Below are 19,041 nucleotides of genomic sequence, written 5' to 3' on the forward strand. Positions count from 1 at the left end.
CAATTTATTTTTTAGTACAAGTTTTAAAATTGAATTCTATTATGTAGAAAATATAAAGAGTAGCTAAAGATGTGTAGTCTAGGAGTATAAGAAAGGGCACTTTCCTTTTTGTGGGTTAGTATACTTATATTGTATCATGGCGCATGATTGGCTTCATACATAATTGTGTAAAGGTATGTATGATAAAATGAAGAAAAGTCTTTAAGAAAGGAAAGATAAAAAATGAGTGTAACTGAACATAAAAAACAAGCTCCAAAAGAAGTGCGTTGCAAGATCGTGACGATTTCCGATACACGTACGGAAGAAACAGATAAGAGCGGACAACTATTACATGAATTGTTAAAAGAAGCGGGACATAAAGTAACTTCTTATGAAATTGTAAAAGATGATAAAGAAAGTATTCAGCAAGCAGTGTTAGCTGGTTATCATAAGGAAGATGTAGATGTTGTATTAACAAATGGCGGTACTGGTATTACGAAACGCGATGTCACAATTGAAGCAGTATCAGCGTTATTAGATAAAGAAATTGTTGGATTTGGTGAGCTGTTCCGTATGATTAGTTATTTAGAAGATATCGGAAGCAGCGCAATGTTAAGTAGAGCGATTGGTGGTACAATTGGGCGCAAAGTAGTCTTCTCGATGCCAGGGTCTAGCGGAGCGGTTCGCCTTGCGATGAATAAATTAATTTTACCGGAATTAGGTCATATTACATTTGAGCTGCATCGCCAATGAGTAAGTATGCTGGAATTGTATTAGCAGGTGGTATGTCGAGTAGATTCGGTGAGCCGAAAGCGTTAGCAATTTGGAAGGGAACTACTTTTGTTGAGCATATTGTGAAAGTGATGGGAAATACTTTGCAAGACATTGTAGTAATTAGCCATACTGATATAAAAGAGCGAGTAGAGCAATTCGTACAAGTACCTGTTATAGAAGACATTCCGCACTATAAAGGGAATGGACCGCTGGCCGGCATTGTATCAGGAATGGAATACATAGAAGCAGATTGGTACGCTATTATGCCTTGCGATGCACCAAACGTGTCGCATGAATGGTTTACCATTTTACTAGAGCAAACGAACAATGAATATGATGCGGTTGTACCTATTATTAATGGAAGAAAACAACCGCTACTTGCGGCGTATCATAACCGCGTGAAAGAAAAGATTTATGCTTTACTTCAGGAAGAAAAAAGAAGTATGGGGCAGCTTTTATCACAATGTAATGTGAAGTATGTTTCTGGAGAAGATGTACAAGCGAATGCGGATTGGTTTATAAATGTAAATACGAAAGAAGAATATGTGCAGGCTCAAAAAGACCTTTCAAATGAATGAAAGGTTTTTTTGATATACAGAATTGGGGAACAATTGCTGTATAAAGGTATGTGAGTGAGTTGATTTTAAGGGGAATTCTTAAAATCATTATACAGTTAAAACACTGTATAACCATATATTAATTTTTATGGGTTTTTATTACAAGTCTGTTTAGTTATGTTTATTTTTGATATAATTAATATAGAAATAAAACAATGCTTAACCTTATGTATCATTTATTAAACTAAAATTTATGACCATGTAATAAACTCCCTTCGTTTTTTGAAGGGAGTTTTTCTATTTAAGCAAGCAACTCTGATGCGTTATGCTGAAGGACTTCTTCATATTGGTTAAGCAAGCCACGAAAGATCTCATCCCAGCTCTTTGATTTCGCAAAAGATGAAGCTGCTATTCCCATCTGCTCAAGTTTTTCTTCATTTTGTAATAAAAAATAAATGGATGATAGAAATGCATCTTCATTTTTAGGCGGACAAAGAACTCCCGTTTTTCCATCTGTAATAATATTTTTAACCCCGCCACTATTTGCACCAATAACAGGTGTACCGCATGCGAGTGATTCAAGTACGACATTTCCGAATGTTTCAGTAGCTGATGGAAATACCATTATGTTAGAACAAGCATATGCTTCAGCTAAATCTGCACTTTGTAAATAGCCAGTAAAAGTGATATTTGTTTTCGGAACAGCTTCACGTAAACTTGTTGCTAGAGGACCGTCTCCTGCTATAAGCCAATGAATGTCGCTTCGAGTATGTGCTGATTTAACGATAAGATTTTGCAACGTATCAATATCTTTCTCAGGAGCAATCCGTCCAACATAGGAAAGGACGTACTTCGCTGTAATATTATATTTTTTTCGGAATAGGTCTGTATTGTAAGATGGATGAAAGAGATTGCAATCTACACCACGTCCCCAAATAGAGAGGGCCTGAAAGCCTTTATGTTTTAATTGATGTAATGTTTCAGGAGAGGGTACAAAATTTTTTTGCATATGACTATGAAACCATTTTAAATAGTTCCACAGCATATTGGAGAGGAATTCGATTTTGTAATAACGTAAATAGGCATCGAAATCAGTATGATAAGAACCGACAACTGGGATGTTTAACTTTTTTGCATAATACAATCCACAAAGTCCCATGTTGAAAGGTGTGGCAATGTGAATAATGTCAGGTTTAAAGGAAAGTAGTTCCCGTTTAATGCGCGGAGTAGGAAAAGAAAAACGACATTCTGGATATAATATTGTTAACGGGATACTTCTCATCTTATTCACATTCGCTACAAAATTATCTTCAGCTGTATGCTGAGGGGCGAAAACAGAATAGGCGATCTGTTCTTTCTGAAAATATCGTGTTAATCGCTCTAACGTTTTCGCAACCCCGTTAACTTGTGGCGTAAAAGTATCGGTAAAAATGGCGACTCTCATCATATCACTCCTTTATGTGAAAAGTGGGATGAATTGATAAAAAGAGATGATGCCAGAGCAAGTGCCAAGGCACATACCGACGAATACATCTGACGGATAGTGAAGTCCTAAATAAATACGTGAAATACCAACGCATAATGCTAACGGTAATAGGAAAGCAAGTAAGCTTGGATTATAGCAAATAAATGGAATGAAGACAGAGAAAACGGCTGTTGTATGACCAGACGGGAAAGAGTGGTCTTTTAATGGATGGACTGGATATTTTGCATCCTGAATTGTTAAATAAGGACGTTTTCGTGGATACCATCTTTTTAATATTTGTACAGGAATATGGCTAATTGCTAAAGAAATAGCAGTTGCAATTGCTGCTTGATGTAAAGTACCTTTTGCAAAAATTAAAAAGAAAAGTGTGAGTGCGATGGAGAAAGTCGCGCCACCGATATGAGTAATATTGCTGAAAAAGATATTTAATGTTTTTTGATCAAAGTAGCGATTAATTCCTTTGAAAATGTAACATTCTATTTTATATAATCCACTGACCTTCATGAAAATTCTCCTCCCTCGTTTACATATATATGGAGATATTAGCTTTTATTTTAATAAGATTTTGTTGAGGGAGTAATAATGTTTTGTAAAGAAAAAGTTAGATTTTATATAAAAAAAGCTGCCAATCTTATGGCAGCGGAAATTTACTTCTGTAATGATTTATAATATTGACCTTTTTCAACGTATTGCGTGCGAATACGCTCCATATCTTTACGGTCTTCTGCTGTTAATTCACGAATGACTTTCGCGGGACGACCGAAAGCTAACGTGTTTGGTGGAATTTTCTTTCCTTGTGAAACGAGGCTTCCAGCGCCGATAAAAGCTCCTTCGCCAATTTCAGCACCATCTAATATAATGGATCCCATTCCAATTAAAGCATCTTTTTTAATATGACAACTATGTAAAATAACTTGATGCCCAACTGTAACATCATCTTCTAAGATAAGAGGATACTGAGGGCTTTGGTGGAGTGTACATTGGTCTTGTACATTTACTCGGTCTCCAATGATCGTTGGTGACACATCACCACGGATGACTGTATTAAACCAAATACTTGATTCCTCGCCAACGTAAACATCGCCTGTAATCGTAACATAGTCAGCGATAAAAGCACTACTCGCAATTTTCGGTTTTTTTTCTTTGTAAGGATATATCATGTAAAGTCTTCCTTTCCTAGAGACTAGTTTTAGTGTATCAAATTATGAGAAAGAGTGAAATGGAGGAGAGCCGTATGTGGAATTATGAAGCGGAGGAAGCGGAGGAAGCAAAGGCTGTCATTGTTATTGTGCACGGCGCAATGGAATATCACGGACGTTACGAAGCCGTTGCGGAAATGTGGAATCATATCGGCTACCACGTCGTGATGGGGGATCTTCCGTCACATGGAACGACTTCAAGAAATAGAGGACATATTGATTCATTTGATGAATACATAGAGGAAGTTAAACTATGGGTGAAAGAAGCAAGAAAGTATAGGTTACCTATTTTTCTATTCGGTCATAGTATGGGTGGTCTTATTGTCATTCGTATGATGCAAGAAACGAAGAGAGAAGATGTAGAGGGTATTATTTTGAGTTCGCCTTGTTTAGGGGTAGTGACTGGACCCTCTGCTCCGCTTCAATTTGCTTCAAAAATATTAAATGTTGTGGCTCCAAAATTGCAATTTGCAACGAATCTTACGGTGGAAATGTCAACACGTAACCACGAGGTGAGAGATGCAATGGAGAATGATTCTTTGTTCTTGCGCAAAGTATCAGTACGTTGGTATAGTGAATTGATTAAGTCTATCGAAATTGCTCATAAAAAAATAGATGATTTTCCAGATGTTCCGCTCTTGCTAATGCAAGCTTGTGAGGATAAACTTGTAGATAAAACACGTGTCCGCACTTGGTTTGATAATGTTAAAATAAGTGATAAGGCTTTTAAAGAATGGCCGAATTGTTATCACGAGTTATTAAATGAGTATGAGCGTGATGAAATTTTGAGTTATATTCAGTCATTTACTGAAATGCATGTCAATAATATAGTAAAAACAAACAAATAAATCATTATTTGTACATTTAATAGAGGAGATGAAGGAAGAAGTGAACGTACCGAGTAATCCCATAACGCTCATGGCGAAAGTATACCGTGATGTGTTTCCGGTTGTACACCATGAGCTAGCGATGTGGAAAGAGCGTGCCTACCATATTCCGAATGATGAGCTTCATAGTCAGGCAATCGCAAGTATTGAGCATAAAACGTTTCATTGTGAGGGCGGTGGCATTTTAGCGCTATTAGCAAATGAACACCGAGAAGAATGTATTCGTTTTATCGTAGCGTATCAAACGATCAGCGACTATTTAGATAATTTATGTGATCGCAGTACATCACTTGATCCAAATGATTTTGCCGCACTGCATGAATCGATGTTAATGGCATTATCACCTGAAGTAGAAGGCGGCGGTAATTATTATCGTTATCGTGATGATCAAGATGATGGTGGTTATTTAGATGAACTTGTTGAAACATGCCAAGATGTTTTAAAGAAAACGAAGCACTATGACAAAATTGCTCCTGTTCTTCATGAACTGGCTTGTTATTATTGTGATTTGCAAATTCATAAACACGTGAAGTTAGAAGAAAGAGAGCCGCGCCTGAAAACTTGGTTTGAAGCACATAAAGAAAACTTACCTGAGATGAGTTGGTTTGAATTTTCAGCATGTGCCGGTTCTACACTTGGAATTTTCTGTCTTGTAGCATATGCATTTCATGATGAATTACATGATGAAGATATTGCGAAAATTAGACAAGGGTACTTCCCTTACGTACAAGGACTTCATATCTTACTTGATTATTTCATTGATCAAGAAGAAGACCGTATAGGCGGAGATTTGAATTTCTGTAGTTATTATGAAAACGAGCAAGCAATATTAGATCGGATGAAACACTTTGTAGAAGAAGCAGAGAAGAGCATTGGTGATTTGCCTCATGCGAAGTTTCATCGCCTTATAAGCCGAGGATTACTTGGTATTTATTTATCAGATCAAAAAGTATCAGCACAAAAGAATATGCACAAAATGGCACGGCGCATTGTAAAGTACGGAGGCCTCACTTCACGATTCTTCTATTGGAACGGGAAGATGTACCGAAAGAAAACAGCGCAGTGATGAAGAAAACCACTCATATAGAGTGGTTTTTTTGTTATAATATGGTAAAGATGGTGGTGGAAATGAAGCGATTGTTTCAAAAGCTATATGACAATATTGAAGTAACATTACTTGTGCTACTTTCCATTTCATTTGTTATATGATGATGAATAAAACCGGCGGTCCTACAACGATGGATTATGTAGCTCAAATTATCATTGCATTGATTATTATAGTAGATATTGTTTTTTTAATAAGTGGTAGAAAAAAAGAGAACAGTAAATAAAAAGCATTTGTACACGATGGTACAAATGCTTTTTCATTATGATCGTATTTTTGAAAATACATATATAAGAAGTTCAATCGCTAAAATAACTAAAACAGATAGTCCAAATAAAGGCATGACAGCGCCTAGTATTACCATCATGATAAAGAAAACGAATATACTTTTCTTATCTCTTTGTTTTGGAGGTGCTGCTAATTTTCCTTTCGGCTTTCTTGCTAACCACATTTTTATTCCGTAATAAATGAGAAGTAGTAGAGATAATGTCGTTAGTAAGCATAATATTTTATTTGGCCATCCGAATAAATGTCCTTCATGAAGCGGGATACCGTAAGTGAACCATTGTGCAAGTAATCCATAATCACGATAGTCCGTTTTTGAAATGAGCTCCCCGCTATATTGATCAAAGTAAGCTGTTATTTCTTCATTTGGTGCGACGTGCATACCTGTAATACCAGAACCGCTTGATTTCGAAACGGTGAATACACCTTTTGGATCAGCTGGTAGTGAAATAACATATGGTTTCTTTATTTCAATTCCTTTTTGTAATGTATCGACAGAAATTGCTTTCGGTTCATTTGAATTTGATTCAGGCGGAGCTTCTTTTCTTGTTGCCCACGGCAATTCTTTTACCTTTGATTCAGGCGGAGCCATGTACAATTTTGGATATCCGAGTGATTCATTTGACGATGCGATTTTATAAATTTGGTTCCCCATAAATCCTGACCATGGCAATCCAGATGCGACTAGCAGAAAGAGAGGAATTGTAAATATAATACCGATAATAGAATGACGTCTTTTTGCTTTTTCTCGCTTATTGGATGATGGTGTGTTTTTGAATTGTCGTATACTCATGTACAATCCGGTTACGATTAAAAAGATTGTCCAGCATGCCGTGAGTTCTACAGTATAGTTTACGACAGTGCCACCAACTAAAAGAGAACTATGTAATTCCCTCATTATATTGGCAAACGTTTCACTTGCATTTTGATCCCCAACAATTTGATTATTGCTGTCTAAATACACATATTTTTGTTGCCCAGTATACTCATTTGCAATGGTAAGTCTCGTATTATAATCCCCATTAAACTCACTAATTTTCGCCACGCTATAATGTGGATATTTTTTCTCTGTTAAGGAAATAGAATCAGACATCGAAATAGATTCTGTTTGAGCACTCTTCCCAAAATATAAATCTTTATAGATGAAATCTTCAACTTCCTCCCGAAATAAATACCCAATTCCGCTCAGTGACAACGTAATAAGAAGCGGCGTAATAAAAAGCCCAGCATAAAAATGCCAACGCCAAAAAATGTAATGAAGCGAACGATTTACTTTCATACTCTTTGTTCCCCTAACCTTCCCTATATGAATAACTACTTATTTAATATAGCGGGATTAAGTGTGATTACTTTGAAAGAATTGTGAAGAAAGTTAAAAGTTTTGGGGATGATTTTCATAAAACATAAAACACATTTCAAAAGGGATGTTTTCTATGTTTATGAAGATTTCTTTGTATTTGATAGATACATCCTAACAACCGCATTAGCAAGACATTGAGAGGAATCAACAAAATCCTCACTCGCCACCACATTCAAATCAGTACATGCGATAATTACGGTATCTACTTCATCCTTCAACTGCACAACGAGCGCGCTCCATAATTTGCGAGCTTTTTCAACTTCCCCGCTTTTAATATACGTAATAATTTGATTAATCATCGTTTGCCATTTTTCATAATGAATGTATTCTATATTCCGTTTTGCAATCCCATCTTGGTAAATCCCAGCTTGAACAGTTGCTTCCGTTGCAAGAAGAGCGACTCTTTTTATGTTTTTAGGAATTGCTTGTAACGTCTCATCGACTATATTTAAAATCGGAATGGACAGAGAATGCTGTAATTCCTCGAAATAAAGATGCGCCGTATTGCACGGCATAGCGATAAAGCTTGCGCCAGTACTTTCAAGTTTTTGTGCTCCTTCAATAATTGCTTTTTTCATCGCTTCGTGATCAATAGGGCGATCCATGTAAAACGGTGTTGGGCACGAATAAATCATCATATGAGGAAAGTCCATATCATACTTTGCTCCGTATATTGTTTGGCACCTTGCTACAACTGTATCGACGAATGGCCCAGTTGATTTTGGTCCCATTCCTGCTAGTATTCCGATCATTGTTTCGTCTCCTTTAAGAATGTTTACATCCATTATATAGGAGAATAACAAAAAGACGTGCAATGTATGCACGTCTTTTTTTGTTATGTTTTGTCGAACAATCGATATATCTGAGAAATCGTTGATATATTGTAAGTTATGATAGATATATCGAAAAAATCGTTGATATATCCCGAGTTACGATAGATATAATTGAAAAATCGTTGATATATTATCGCTTCTCAATCGCCACAATAAATGGCGGGTTATTTTGTTGGTTAATGAAGCCGTAGCGCAGTACGTGTGCTTGTTTTTGGTCTAATTCTTCGGCAAATTTGAGAACAGCGTCCCGTTCTACTTGTCCTTCTGGGTGTCCGTGGTAAATAACAAGGACGATGATACCTTCAGGTGCCATTACTTCTAATAATTGTTCGATCGCTGAGATTGTTGAGTTCGGTTTTGTAACGATATGCTTGTCTCCGCCTGGAAGGTAACCTAAGTTGAAAATTGCGCCTGTTACTTTTCCTTTTGCATCTTCTGGTAATACGGATAGAAGTGTATCGTGACTATCGTGAACTAAAACAGTACGTTCGAAAAGTTCTTTTTCTTTTAGACGAGTTGTTGAGCTTTCAATTGCCTCTTTTTGAATATCAAATCCAAATACTTTTCCGTTATCTCCAACGATTTCAGCTAGGAAGCAAGTGTCATGGCCGTTTCCTAAAGTTGCATCTACAGCGTAATCGCCTTCTTTTACTGCTGTTTGCAAGAGAGTGCGAGCAAACGGTAATACACGTTCTAATTTCATTTTTGTTTCTCCTCATTTGCATATTTTCCTTGCCAGCTTCCGCGGCGTACAAATTCTGCATCAATGGAATTTAATACTTCCCATTTATTTAAGCTCCACATTGGACCAATCATTAAATCAGGCGGACCGTCACCTGTGATGCGGTGCACAATTACGTCTTCTGGAATCATTTCAAGTTGGTCAACAACGAGACTTACGTAATCCTCAAGAGAAAGGAACTCGAGTTGTCCTTTTTCATATTGCTTCACCATTGGCGTTCCTTTTAATAAGTGAAGTAAGTGGATTTTAATTCCTTGTACATCAAGCTTCGCTACTTCACGAGCTGTTTCCATCATCATGTCGTAATCTTCAAGTGGAAGGCCGTTAATAATATGAGAACAAACTTTAATGCCGTGCTTACGTAATTTATTTACACCTTCAACGTAAGAAGGATAATCGTGAGCACGATTAATAAGATTTGCAGTACGTTCATGGACGGTTTGTAGTCCGAGTTCAACCCAAAGGTAAGTGCGTTTATTTAAGTCCGCTAAATATTCAACAACATCGTCCGGTAAACAATCTGGACGAGTCGCAATAGAAAGACCGACAACGTCTTTTTCTACTAGAAGCGGTTCGAATTTTTCTTTTAACACTTCAAGTGGTGCATGTGTATTTGTGTACGCCTGGAAATAAGCGATACATTTTCCGTCTTTCCACTTTGAGCGCATTTTTTCTTTCATTTCATGATATTGCGTTATAACATCATCGCGGCGATCGCCAGCGAAGTCACCAGATCCAGCAGCACTGCAAAATGTACAACCGCCATAAGCAACTGTACCGTCACGGTTCGGGCAATCGAAGCCAGCATCTAATGAAACTTTAAAGATTTTTTCACCAAATTCATTTCGTAAATGATAATTCCATGTATGATAACGTTTATTGTCGTTTGTATATGGAAAAGGGTTTTGAACCTTCATTACTTTCCCTCCTAAGCCGAGTCAAAATAACACAAAATCCATTATAACATACTCATAAGGTTCATAAGGAAGGGACACACTAAAGGGGAATTGAAGCAAGGAGGGACAATTATGGCAGAGCGTCAATCACTTGAATCGTATATTACACAAGCGGAACAAGCGGTGGAATATGCGAAAGAACAATTAGACCAAGGTATGAGACAAGAGCATTATAATACGATGGAGTATTCGGATGCGCAGTTACAATTAGAACAAGCGTATAACGATTTACAAACGATGCAACAACATGCAAATGATGAGCAACGTGAGCAATTAAATAGAGCACGTATGGCAATTCGCCAATTGCAACATCAAATGATTATTACACCGCACTAATAAGGAGTGAATGTAATGGCGAAACGTTCAGATCAAAATAACCCAGAACAAAAAACACAAAATGGACATAACGCTGAGTTTTCGAATGAACTTGATCCGATTGTTCAAGTAAAACAGCGTAATAGTAAAAAAGGACAACCTCAAAAATCGAAACAATCAGAGTAGACCAGGTCGCAATATGACCTGGTTTTATTTTGCTATATGACAATAATGTAAGATTTATGTAAGGTTTGTCGATAGTTGCGAGCAGCTTTCTCCAGTAGAGTAAGGAAGGATTAAGTTTTATACAAGGAGTTGCTTTATGGGGAACAATATTATAAACAAGCGAATTGATGAGTTAGATTACATTCGTGGCTTTGCACTACTAGGGATTATTTTAGTAAATATTCTCGCACTACTTAACATTAAAATTCCAGATCCTAGCACAGTGGATGCTAGCTATCAAAGATTTTTATACTTATTTGTAGAAGGGCGTTTCTTCTCAATCTTCTCATTCTTATTTGGAGTGGGATTCTATATCTTTATTTCAAGAGCGATTGCGAAAGGGAAAAATGGATATGTTCTATTTTTCCGCCGCGTAGTTGCATTATTTATTTTTGGTTTGATTCATTACATGTTTCAGCCTGGAGAAGCGTTAACGTTATATGCAATTTGCGGATTAATCGTTTTACCGTTTTATAAAGCGAAAAAACAAGTGAACTTAGTAATTGGTCTTATTTTGACAATAGCCTTTAGTGTAATGGGTGTTAAAGAACTATTACCACTTGGTTTAATTTTATTAGGTCTTGCTGCAGGACAATATCGTGTATTTGAAAATCTTTCAAAAAACATAAAGCAAGTCGCTATTTTTACAGGCATTATGTTTGTTTTAAGTGTGGCAGCTGTATGGTATCAATATGGACACGTGCCTGCTGGCCCATTTGTAAATATGATATTGATGAATGAAGACGGAACAATGGATGCTGCAAGCCAGTTTCTAAAAATTGGTATTACTGTTGGACCAATTATTTCAGCTTTCTATGTAGGAGCATTAATTTTATTACTTCAGTTAAAACCAGTTCAAACATTATTAGCACCATTGAAATACTATGGTCGTATGGCTTTAACAAATTATATCGGACAAACGGCAATGATTTTAATTGCCGGTAGTGTATTTAACTTTGCAGGTAACTTAACTTACATGCAGACTTTATATGTATGTATTGCAATTTATGCAATTCAAATTGTGTTTAGTGTAATTTGGATGAAAATCTTTAAAATGGGTCCATTAGAATGGATTTGGCGAGTTGTTACGTATTGGACGGTAACACCTTTAAAGAAATAAAGAGAGAAGTGGGCTGTTCCTTTTGTGGAGCAGCCTATTTTTATTTTCAGCTTTTGTAGTTGCGCCGATATATTTGAAAAATCGCCGATATAATTTCATTTACCGATTCGATATGTCACTAATATTCAAAGTAGTAAAAGCCAAACTTACACGCCCACCTTCTTTATATTACAAAAGTGTAAGGTAAATGTAATGTTAACAAATAGCAGTTCACCTCCAAAAGGCGCAGAATAGGTAATGGAAAAACAAGCGTAGGAGGATATATATGACGAAACCAGTTGTAGACGTGAAAAACGTTCAAAAAGTGTACGGTAAAAAAGGTGAGAACCAATCACACGCGTTAAAAGGTGTGTCATTCTCAATTCAAGAGGGTGAGTTTGTTGGAATTATGGGACCATCTGGTTCTGGTAAAACGACATTATTAAATGTAATTTCAACATTAGATAAAGCAACGGGCGGCGTTGTTGAAATTGCGGGTACGGATATTACAAAAATGAAGCAAGGTGAGCTTTCTGATTTCCGTTCACAAAAATTAGGATTCATCTTCCAAGATTTTAATTTGTTAGAAAACTTATCTATTTATGAAAACATTGCACTTCCACTTTCCTTGCAAGGTGTTCCATCACGTAACATTGGACCAAAAGTCGAGAAAGTAGCGGATATGTTAGGGATTACAGAAATACTTCAAAAGTACCCATCTGAAGTATCTGGTGGGCAAAAGCAACGTTCGGCAGCAGCGCGTGCTTTAGTGCATGAGCCGGCAATTATTTTAGGGGACGAGCCAACAGGAGCGCTTGATTCTAAAAATGCAACGAGTTTACTTGATGCGATGACAAACTTAAATAAAGATCAAGGCGTATCTATTATGATGGTTACACATGATCCGTACAGTGCAAGTTACTGTCAGCGTATTTTATTCATTCAAGATGGTGAGCTATATAAAGAAATTCACCGCGGCGGTACACGTGAAGAGTTTTATAAAGAAATTTTAGATGTGCTTGCGGACTTAGGCACACAAAAAGCGTAAGAAGGGAGGTTCTAGAGCATGTTATTTAAACTTTCCATGTCAGGGCTAAAAAGTAAGCTGAAAGATTATATCGTCTTACTTGTTGGTCTTGTCATGTCCATTTCAATTTTTTATATGTTTCAAACATTAGCGTTAAACGAGGCCTTCCTTAAGGAAAATTCTACTATTGGTCAAATTGGATTTGTATTCCAAGCAGGTTCATTTTTACTAGCTATTATAACGTTCTTCTATATTTTGTATGCGAACTCTTTCTTACTATCTCTTCGTCAAAAAGAGTTTGGTATGTATATGATGTTAGGAGCAAAAAAGCATAAAGTTACATTACTTATGTTTATTGAGACAATTGTATTAGGCGCCGCGTCTCTTGCAATTGGAATTGCAGTTGGTGTAGGACTTGCAGAAGGTATCGGTCAATTATTAATGAAACAATTAGAATTTGCTGGTGAAGGCTATAAAGCATTTTATCTGCCATCTATGACTGTTACGTGCATCTTCTTCTTTGCACTATTTGTATTATCGGCAATTATGAACAGTATTAAATTATCACGTATTTCTGTCCTGCAACTTGTACATGCAGACGCACAAACAGAACGTGTTGCAGTAAAAGGAAAAATGACAGGTGTAGTTGCATTCCTTGCGGTTATTTTATTAGGAATGGGCTATGCATCAATGATTTACATGGAAAAACTAAGAGAAATGGGAATCATTATTGCATTAATTACAACGACAGCTGGTACTTACATGCTGTTTGGATCACTTCTCCCGGTCTTTATTAAAAAGTTAAAGAGTAATAAAAAGCGTAGTGAAAAAGGACTTAACGCTTTTACATTTGCACAATTAAATTTCCGTATTAATAGTTTAACGAAGGTGCTTGCGACGGTAGCAATGTTAGTTGCGCTCGGAGCTGGTGCAATTTCAGGCGGTATGGCGTTTAAAAATAACGTTATAAAAATGGTTGATGGATTTGAAATTTATGATTCAGTAGTTCCTAATCCAACGGCTGAAGAAAAGAAAATTTTAAATGGTATTACATTTAAAGAGAAAAATGAATATCGTTACAAAATCGATGATAAATACGTTTACTATGTAAAAGAGGATTTAGAGAAAAATCGTCCTGTAATAAGAGATATGGAAAATATGAAGTCGATGAAGGATGGCGTGAAAACGAAAAAAGTCTCAGAGGAACTACCAGTAGGTGCAGTTGCTAGAGAAATGAATGAAAAAGATGCGAATGCGAAAGAACTTCCACAAGAATGGGACGAGGCTTTCAGAACAATCCAACCATTCTATGTACATCAGGATCATGCAATTAAAATTGTAAATCAAAAAATGTACGATGAGATAAATGGTAAAGAAGGTATAGCATTTATCGGAAAAGTAGATGATTTCTTAACATATGAAAAAGAATGGAAAAAAATTGACGAGTTGCAACTAGATAAATATAAAAATGTAAAAGCTGAACAAATGAATAGTAAACATCAAATGTATGACATGTTCTACGGCTTTGCGAGCGGAACAGTGTTTATGGGATTCTTCCTTGGAATTGCGTTCTTAGCAATGATGGCAAGCTGTCTTATGTTTAAAATTCTTTCTGGTGCATCAAAAGATATTACGCGTTATCAAATGCTCCGTAAAATCGGTGTGCGCCGTGAGTTATTAACGAAATCGATTTATAAAGAGTTATTCTTAGTATTCTTATTCCCAGCAATTGTGGGTATCGCTCACGTATTAGTTGGTATGAATATTTTCGGATTTATTTTAATCGATCCGTACTTCCGTATTTGGGTACCAATCGTAATTTTCGTAGTTATTTATGCGATTTATTACTTCATTACAGTTCAATTGTATAAAGGAATTGTTCTTCCGAAAGAAGATTAATAATAAAAACCGAGCAAAAACGCTCGGTTTTTATTATTTTCAGAAAAAACACTTTAATGTTACTGATATATATATAATATAATGCAAGTAAGTAACGTAATATAAAAGTAGAAGTAGCTGTATAAGGAAAGGAGGAATCCAATCTGTAGAAAGAAGCTGAACTTTTATCCCCACATTTTTTACCGCAACGTATTTATACAATCGTAAGTTTCCACATTGAAAGTTTTCAGAACCACCTGAGTATATTGTGAAAATAATGGATAACACATGGAAATCTCATAGCATGATAAGGTAAAATGGACAACATAATGAGAAAATTACCGTTCATAAGATGAGGAGAATACATGTATGGAAGTTGTAGAGGCATTAAAAGATATAAGCCAAATTGAGGCTATGAAAAAATATTTAAAAGAGCACTCCCAGCGAGATTATCTTTTATTTGTTATTGGAATTAACACAGGATTAAAAATTACAGAATTACTTAGCATGAAATTTGAAGATGTATTAAATGAAGATGGGACTGTTAAAGAGTTTTATACTCTTCCTGTGAAAGATGAAAAATTTAAACAAGATATTTATTTAAATACAAAAGTAAAAGAAGCGCTTTTAGATTACGTACAATCTATTGGCGTTAAAAGAGAAAATTACGTATTTCAATCTAATAAAACGCCAAATTCAATTACGCGCCAACAAGCGTATCGTGTAATTCATAATGCTGCAGAAGCAGTTGGAGTTGTTGGTAAGATCGGAACGAATTCAATGCGAAAAACGTTCGGATTTCATGCGTACAAAAGAGGGATAGCGATTGCGCTGTTGCAAAAACATTTTCATCACGCGACTCCATCAGAGACGCTAAAGTATTTAGGTATTTCAAAGGATGAGACCTTTAAAACGGAGATTGATGTCGATTTATAAAAGCCGTAACTAAAAGAATTAGGAGGCGGAAAATATGAATATTAGAGAGAGTGAACTGCCGGGTATTGGATGTAAGTTTGAAGTGATTACAAAAGGTAATGAAAAGATGGTTATCGTTATTCATGATGATGGCCGAAGAGAAATGTACCATTTTGATGCTGATCATGAGGAGAGTATTTCAAGCGTCTCTCTTCGTGATTCCGAAGCGAGACAAATTGCAGCTATATTGGGCGGAATGGTATATAGACCACAAGCTTTAGATACGATTGAAATGGCCTTTGAAGGATTATCAATTGAGTGGTTTAAGGTGGAAAATAATGCACCAGTCGTACAAAAAACAATTGGTAGTTTACATGTCCGAAACACATATAACGTAACGATTATTGCCATTTTGAAAAAGAATATGAAGAAGTTCTTTAATCCAGGCCCAGAATCTATCATTGAAGCTGGCGATATGCTCGTACTATCAGGTGAAAGACATGAAGTAAAAAGAATTATTAATGAGTTGCTTTCAGTAGGAGGGGATTCATAATCGATGGATACTTTAATCTTTGAAGTTGGGACTGCGTTAGTATTAGTCGCTTTTGCAGCTATTCTCGCTGCAAAGTTAAAGTTCTCGATTATTCCGTTTCTCATTATACTCGGTATGCTAGTGGGGCCACATGCGCCAGATTTAGGGCTTATCGATTTAAGATTTATTGAAAGCGGAGAAGTTATTTCCTTCCTCGGCCGTGTTGGCGTTATATTCCTCTTATTCTATTTAGGCTTAGAATTCTCAATTAAAAAATTAATTAAATCAGGAAAATCAATTGCTTTTGGGGGAACTGTTCATATATCGCTTAATTTTATATTAGGTTTACTTTACGGATATATAATGGGTTTCCCCTTATTAGAAACATTAATTATTGCTGGGATTATAACAATTTCATCGAGTGCAATTGTTGCGAAAGTAATTGTTGATTTAAGAAGATCTGGTAATAAAGAGACGGAGCTAATTTTAGGAATCATTATGTTTGATGATATCTTTTTAGCCGTATATTTATCAGTCATTTCAGGATTAGTACTCGGAGGGGCAACGTCACTTGTAGGGGCTCTTACATCTATTTTAATCGCAGTAGGGTATATGCTACTATTCTTTGTAGTTGCTAGAAAAGCTACACGATTTTTAAATAAAATGTTAGATATTTCGTCCAATGAAATTTTTATTATCGTAATATTCGCTATTTTGTTCTTTGTAGCAGGATTTTCAGAAACGATTCATGTCGCGGAGGCGATTGGAGCATTATTATTGGGGCTCGTCTTTTCTGAAACAGAGCATAGTGATCGAATTGAACAGCTCGTTGTTCCGTTTCGTGATTTCTTTGGAGCTATATTTTTTTTCAGCTTCGGTTTAAGTATAGATCCATTTTCACTTGGAGGAGCAGTGTGGTTGGCATTAGGAGCAGTTTTCATTACTCTTATCGGTAATTTTACTGCTGGAATGGTTGCGGGGCGTAAAGCTGGGTTATCGCATAAGGCTTCTACGAATATCGGTTTAACACTTGTATCACGCGGAGAATTTTCCATTATCGTCGCGAATATTGGAATTGCGGGCGGCTTAATGGCAACTATTAAACCATTCTCAGCTTTGTATGTTTTAATATTAGCATCGTTAGGACCTTTGTTAACGAAAGAATCTGGGAGAATATATTCCTTATTAGATAAAATATTTAAATGGAGCGCTAAAGAAAGTGCGAAGCGAGAAAAGGAAGTTGGATAGTATAAAGAGGCTGCATGAAGTTCATACAGCCTCTTTATACATTGTTACTGTTGTCATTTTTTGTCGGTAAGTCGATATATTTTAATAATCGCTGATATAATCCAAGAAGCAAACAGTATAATTTCATTTACCGTCGAACCATTATCTGAATTTCATCAACTATTAATCAGTTGCCTTCCTATTTAAAAACGACTACAATTTTACTGTTATATATATGAACGAAAAAAATAGAATAGGAGGGGAAACTATGCCAAGGAAAGTATGGCTATTAGTAGCTGGGATGATTATTAATGTCACGGGTGCTTCTTTTTTATGGCCTTTTAATACAATTTATTTGCATGATCACCTAGGAAAATCTTTATCTGTGGCCGGAATGGTATTAATGATCAATTCGCTTACTGGTGTAATCGGAAACTTGCTCGGCGGTGTTTTATTTGATAAATGGGGCGGTTATAAATCAACTTTAGTAGGGATTGTGATTACACTTGTATCGATTTTAGGTCTTGTGTTCTTCCACGGTTGGCCGTTATATGTTGTATGGCTAGCGTTAATCGGCTTCGGTTCTGGAATGGTCTTCCCATCGATGTATGCGATGGTTGGTACGGTTTGGCCAGAAGGCGGAAGACGGGCATTTAATGCGATGTACGTTGGACAAAATGTTGGTATTGCGATCGGAACAGCATGTGGTGGATTAGTTGCATCGTATCGTTTTGATTATATTTTCTTAGCGAATTTTATTTTATACTTTGTTTTCTTTTTAATTGCTTTTATTGGATTCCGCGGTATGGAAGACAAGAAAGAGCCAGGAGTGCAAAAAGAAGTCGAAACGAAAAAAGGGTGGTCACTTACACCTGGATTTAAAGCACTTCTTATCGTGTGTGTAGCATATGCTTTATGCTGGGTTACATACGTACAGTGGCAAGGAGCGATTGCAACACATATGCAAGAATTGAATATTAGCCTTCGTCACTATAGTTTACTATGGACGATAAACGGAGCGATGATTGTTTGTGCGCAACCACTTGTTAGTATGCTAATTCGTTGGATGAAGCGTTCTTTAAAACAGCAAATTATGATTGGAATCTTCATTTTTGCGGCGTCATTCATTGTGTTAAGTCAAGCGCAGCAATTTACGATGTTCCTCGTTGCGATGGTAACATTAACAATTGGTGAGTTATTTGTATGGCCTGCGGTTCCAACGATTGCAAATATACTTGCACCAAAAGATAAATTAGGATTTTATCAAGGTGTCGTAAATAGTGCGGCGACTGTAGGGAAAATGTTCGGACCGGTCGTTGGCGGAGCAATTGTGGATTTATACAATATGGAAGTATTGTTTATAGCAATCATGGTAATGCTTGTAGTAGCGCTTATAGCAACGAGCATTTATGATAAACGAGTAAAAGTAGAAGAAACAGTTGAAGAAAAAATTGCAGTTTAGTTTGACGGAACATGTAACATGTTTTAGAATATATTTAAATAAAACAACCTTTAGAACAAGGGAGATAGCTCGGCTGTCTTAAGATGAATTCGTTAGTTATTAAGAGTAACGATTAACCGAGAAGTCCTCGCTTTAAGTAAGCTCTTAAGAGATACTAGGTGAAGGATAGTTCACTTAACTTATATGTGTAATAACAGT

Annotated in this window: 20 protein-coding genes, 1 pseudogene and 1 other annotated feature (1 of these 22 only partly in view); of the genes and pseudogenes, 14 read left to right on the forward strand and 7 right to left on the reverse strand. The window is 36.3% G+C overall.

The genetic code is table 11. The features are described from left to right. Positions 1-222 precede the first annotated feature (222 nt). On the forward strand, positions 223-732 hold the full coding sequence (locus ACTFRM_RS13825) for a MogA/MoaB family molybdenum cofactor biosynthesis protein (RefSeq protein ID WP_000117124.1): 510 nt from the start codon (positions 223-225) through the stop codon (positions 730-732). Next, a complete protein-coding gene (locus ACTFRM_RS13830) occupies positions 729-1,331 on the forward strand; it encodes a molybdenum cofactor guanylyltransferase (protein ID WP_000049596.1) in 603 nt (200 codons plus the stop codon). The genes ACTFRM_RS13825 and ACTFRM_RS13830 overlap by 4 nt, the downstream gene beginning before the upstream one ends. Positions 1,332-1,611: 280 nt before the next feature. Here the strand turns inward: ACTFRM_RS13830 and ACTFRM_RS13835 are convergent, their stop codons facing one another. The 3 genes from ACTFRM_RS13835 to ACTFRM_RS13845 form a co-directional block, all read right to left on the reverse strand. After that, positions 1,612-2,754: a glycosyltransferase family 4 protein gene (locus ACTFRM_RS13835; protein WP_001261646.1), complete on the reverse strand. Its 1,143-nt coding sequence runs from the start codon at positions 2,752-2,754 to the stop codon at positions 1,612-1,614. A 12-nt stretch (positions 2,755-2,766) separates the two neighbouring features. After that, positions 2,767-3,300, reverse strand: coding sequence for a phosphatase PAP2 family protein (locus ACTFRM_RS13840; RefSeq protein ID WP_000868582.1), 534 nt, complete (start codon positions 3,298-3,300; stop codon positions 2,767-2,769). A gap of 143 nt (positions 3,301-3,443) precedes the next feature. Next, a complete protein-coding gene (locus tag ACTFRM_RS13845; RefSeq protein ID WP_000640188.1) occupies positions 3,444-3,956 on the reverse strand; it encodes a gamma carbonic anhydrase in 513 nt (170 codons plus the stop codon). A gap of 74 nt (positions 3,957-4,030) precedes the next feature. On the opposite strand from ACTFRM_RS13845, the gene ACTFRM_RS13850 reads away from it, so the two are divergent. The 3 genes and pseudogenes from ACTFRM_RS13850 to ACTFRM_RS13860 all read left to right on the forward strand — a co-directional run bounded on the left by ACTFRM_RS13850 (position 4,031) and on the right by ACTFRM_RS13860 (position 6,213). Further along, positions 4,031-4,843 carry an alpha/beta hydrolase gene (locus ACTFRM_RS13850; RefSeq protein WP_000267402.1) on the forward strand — a complete coding sequence of 271 codons (813 nt, stop codon included), beginning with the start codon at positions 4,031-4,033 and terminating at the stop codon, positions 4,841-4,843. A 40-nt stretch (positions 4,844-4,883) separates the two neighbouring features. Next, a complete protein-coding gene (locus tag ACTFRM_RS13855) occupies positions 4,884-5,948 on the forward strand; it encodes a tetraprenyl-beta-curcumene synthase family protein (RefSeq protein WP_001102464.1) in 1,065 nt (354 codons plus the stop codon). Between the two features lie 62 nt (positions 5,949-6,010). Further along, a pseudogene (locus tag ACTFRM_RS13860) lies at positions 6,011-6,213 on the forward strand (hypothetical protein). A gap of 36 nt (positions 6,214-6,249) precedes the next feature. On the opposite strand, the gene ACTFRM_RS13865 reads toward ACTFRM_RS13860, so the two are convergent. The 4 genes from ACTFRM_RS13865 to ACTFRM_RS13880 form a co-directional block, all read right to left on the reverse strand. Next, positions 6,250-7,551 carry a PepSY-associated TM helix domain-containing protein gene (locus ACTFRM_RS13865; RefSeq protein ID WP_088322439.1) on the reverse strand — a complete coding sequence of 434 codons (1,302 nt, stop codon included), beginning with the start codon at positions 7,549-7,551 and terminating at the stop codon, positions 6,250-6,252. A gap of 158 nt (positions 7,552-7,709) precedes the next feature. Further along, positions 7,710-8,384 carry an aspartate/glutamate racemase family protein gene (locus ACTFRM_RS13870; protein WP_000579351.1) on the reverse strand — a complete coding sequence of 225 codons (675 nt, stop codon included), beginning with the start codon at positions 8,382-8,384 and terminating at the stop codon, positions 7,710-7,712. 211 nt (positions 8,385-8,595) lie between these two features. Continuing rightward, complete coding sequence (locus tag ACTFRM_RS13875; RefSeq protein ID WP_000764489.1) at positions 8,596-9,168, reverse strand: class I SAM-dependent methyltransferase; 573 nt, start codon at positions 9,166-9,168, stop codon at positions 8,596-8,598. After that, positions 9,165-10,124 carry a TIGR01212 family radical SAM protein gene (locus tag ACTFRM_RS13880; RefSeq protein WP_000868039.1) on the reverse strand — a complete coding sequence of 320 codons (960 nt, stop codon included), beginning with the start codon at positions 10,122-10,124 and terminating at the stop codon, positions 9,165-9,167. Before ACTFRM_RS13880 ends, ACTFRM_RS13875 begins: the two co-directional genes overlap by 4 nt. Positions 10,125-10,235: 111 nt before the next feature. On the opposite strand from ACTFRM_RS13880, the gene ACTFRM_RS13885 reads away from it, so the two are divergent. The 9 genes from ACTFRM_RS13885 (at position 10,236) to ACTFRM_RS13925 (ending at position 18,843) form a co-directional block, all read left to right on the forward strand. Further along, positions 10,236-10,499 (forward strand): YtzC family protein, encoded by a 264-nt coding sequence (locus tag ACTFRM_RS13885; protein ID WP_000840869.1) that lies wholly within the window; start codon positions 10,236-10,238, stop codon positions 10,497-10,499. Between the two features lie 15 nt (positions 10,500-10,514). Next, the gene (locus ACTFRM_RS13890) at positions 10,515-10,664 is read left to right on the forward strand and encodes a hypothetical protein (protein WP_001129340.1); all 150 of its coding nucleotides are present in this window, start codon (positions 10,515-10,517) and stop codon (positions 10,662-10,664) included. Positions 10,665-10,800: 136 nt separating this feature from the next. After that, positions 10,801-11,823, forward strand: coding sequence for a DUF418 domain-containing protein (locus ACTFRM_RS13895; protein ID WP_088322438.1), 1,023 nt, complete (start codon positions 10,801-10,803; stop codon positions 11,821-11,823). A gap of 265 nt (positions 11,824-12,088) precedes the next feature. After that, positions 12,089-12,850, forward strand: coding sequence for an ABC transporter ATP-binding protein (locus tag ACTFRM_RS13900; RefSeq protein ID WP_000165844.1), 762 nt, complete (start codon positions 12,089-12,091; stop codon positions 12,848-12,850). A gap of 18 nt (positions 12,851-12,868) precedes the next feature. After that, a complete protein-coding gene (locus ACTFRM_RS13905) occupies positions 12,869-14,728 on the forward strand; it encodes an FtsX-like permease family protein (protein ID WP_440043406.1) in 1,860 nt (619 codons plus the stop codon). A 348-nt stretch (positions 14,729-15,076) separates the two neighbouring features. Next, the gene (locus ACTFRM_RS13910) at positions 15,077-15,643 is read left to right on the forward strand and encodes a tyrosine-type recombinase/integrase (RefSeq protein WP_000454210.1); all 567 of its coding nucleotides are present in this window, start codon (positions 15,077-15,079) and stop codon (positions 15,641-15,643) included. A 34-nt stretch (positions 15,644-15,677) separates the two neighbouring features. Beyond that, positions 15,678-16,175, forward strand: coding sequence for a cation:proton antiporter regulatory subunit (locus ACTFRM_RS13915; RefSeq protein ID WP_088322437.1), 498 nt, complete (start codon positions 15,678-15,680; stop codon positions 16,173-16,175). Positions 16,176-16,178: 3 nt separating this feature from the next. Next, positions 16,179-17,402, forward strand: coding sequence for a cation:proton antiporter domain-containing protein (locus tag ACTFRM_RS13920; protein ID WP_025687328.1), 1,224 nt, complete (start codon positions 16,179-16,181; stop codon positions 17,400-17,402). A 247-nt stretch (positions 17,403-17,649) separates the two neighbouring features. Then, entirely contained in the window at positions 17,650-18,843 is a 1,194-nt protein-coding gene (locus tag ACTFRM_RS13925) for an MDR family MFS transporter (protein WP_001137561.1), read from the forward strand. Between the two features lie 187 nt (positions 18,844-19,030). Continuing rightward, positions 19,031-19,041, forward strand: a binding site (T-box leader); it runs 209 nt beyond the window's last position.

The organism is Bacillus cereus group sp. MYBK227-1 (genome assembly GCF_051916325.1).
GTDB classification, from domain to species: domain Bacteria; phylum Bacillota; class Bacilli; order Bacillales; family Bacillaceae_G; genus Bacillus_A; species Bacillus_A cereus.

Coding starts and splice junctions, on each gene's coding strand:
- ACTFRM_RS13825 (WP_000117124.1), top strand. CDS start 223: ATGAGTGTAACTGAACATAAAAAACAAGCTCCAAAAGAAGTGCGTTGC.
- ACTFRM_RS13830 (WP_000049596.1), top strand. CDS start 729: ATGAGTAAGTATGCTGGAATTGTATTAGCAGGTGGTATGTCGAGTAGA.
- ACTFRM_RS13835 (WP_001261646.1), bottom strand. CDS start 2,754: ATGAGAGTCGCCATTTTTACCGATACTTTTACGCCACAAGTTAACGGG.
- ACTFRM_RS13840 (WP_000868582.1), bottom strand. CDS start 3,300: ATGAAGGTCAGTGGATTATATAAAATAGAATGTTACATTTTCAAAGGA.
- ACTFRM_RS13845 (WP_000640188.1), bottom strand. CDS start 3,956: ATGATATATCCTTACAAAGAAAAAAAACCGAAAATTGCGAGTAGTGCT.
- ACTFRM_RS13850 (WP_000267402.1), top strand. CDS start 4,031: ATGTGGAATTATGAAGCGGAGGAAGCGGAGGAAGCAAAGGCTGTCATT.
- ACTFRM_RS13865 (WP_088322439.1), bottom strand. CDS start 7,551: ATGAAAGTAAATCGTTCGCTTCATTACATTTTTTGGCGTTGGCATTTT.
- ACTFRM_RS13870 (WP_000579351.1), bottom strand. CDS start 8,384: ATGATCGGAATACTAGCAGGAATGGGACCAAAATCAACTGGGCCATTC.
- ACTFRM_RS13875 (WP_000764489.1), bottom strand. CDS start 9,168: ATGAAATTAGAACGTGTATTACCGTTTGCTCGCACTCTCTTGCAAACA.
- ACTFRM_RS13880 (WP_000868039.1), bottom strand. CDS start 10,124: ATGAAGGTTCAAAACCCTTTTCCATATACAAACGACAATAAACGTTAT.
- ACTFRM_RS13885 (WP_000840869.1), top strand. CDS start 10,236: ATGGCAGAGCGTCAATCACTTGAATCGTATATTACACAAGCGGAACAA.
- ACTFRM_RS13890 (WP_001129340.1), top strand. CDS start 10,515: ATGGCGAAACGTTCAGATCAAAATAACCCAGAACAAAAAACACAAAAT.
- ACTFRM_RS13895 (WP_088322438.1), top strand. CDS start 10,801: ATGGGGAACAATATTATAAACAAGCGAATTGATGAGTTAGATTACATT.
- ACTFRM_RS13900 (WP_000165844.1), top strand. CDS start 12,089: ATGACGAAACCAGTTGTAGACGTGAAAAACGTTCAAAAAGTGTACGGT.
- ACTFRM_RS13905 (WP_440043406.1), top strand. CDS start 12,869: ATGTTATTTAAACTTTCCATGTCAGGGCTAAAAAGTAAGCTGAAAGAT.
- ACTFRM_RS13910 (WP_000454210.1), top strand. CDS start 15,077: ATGGAAGTTGTAGAGGCATTAAAAGATATAAGCCAAATTGAGGCTATG.
- ACTFRM_RS13915 (WP_088322437.1), top strand. CDS start 15,678: ATGAATATTAGAGAGAGTGAACTGCCGGGTATTGGATGTAAGTTTGAA.
- ACTFRM_RS13920 (WP_025687328.1), top strand. CDS start 16,179: ATGGATACTTTAATCTTTGAAGTTGGGACTGCGTTAGTATTAGTCGCT.
- ACTFRM_RS13925 (WP_001137561.1), top strand. CDS start 17,650: ATGCCAAGGAAAGTATGGCTATTAGTAGCTGGGATGATTATTAATGTC.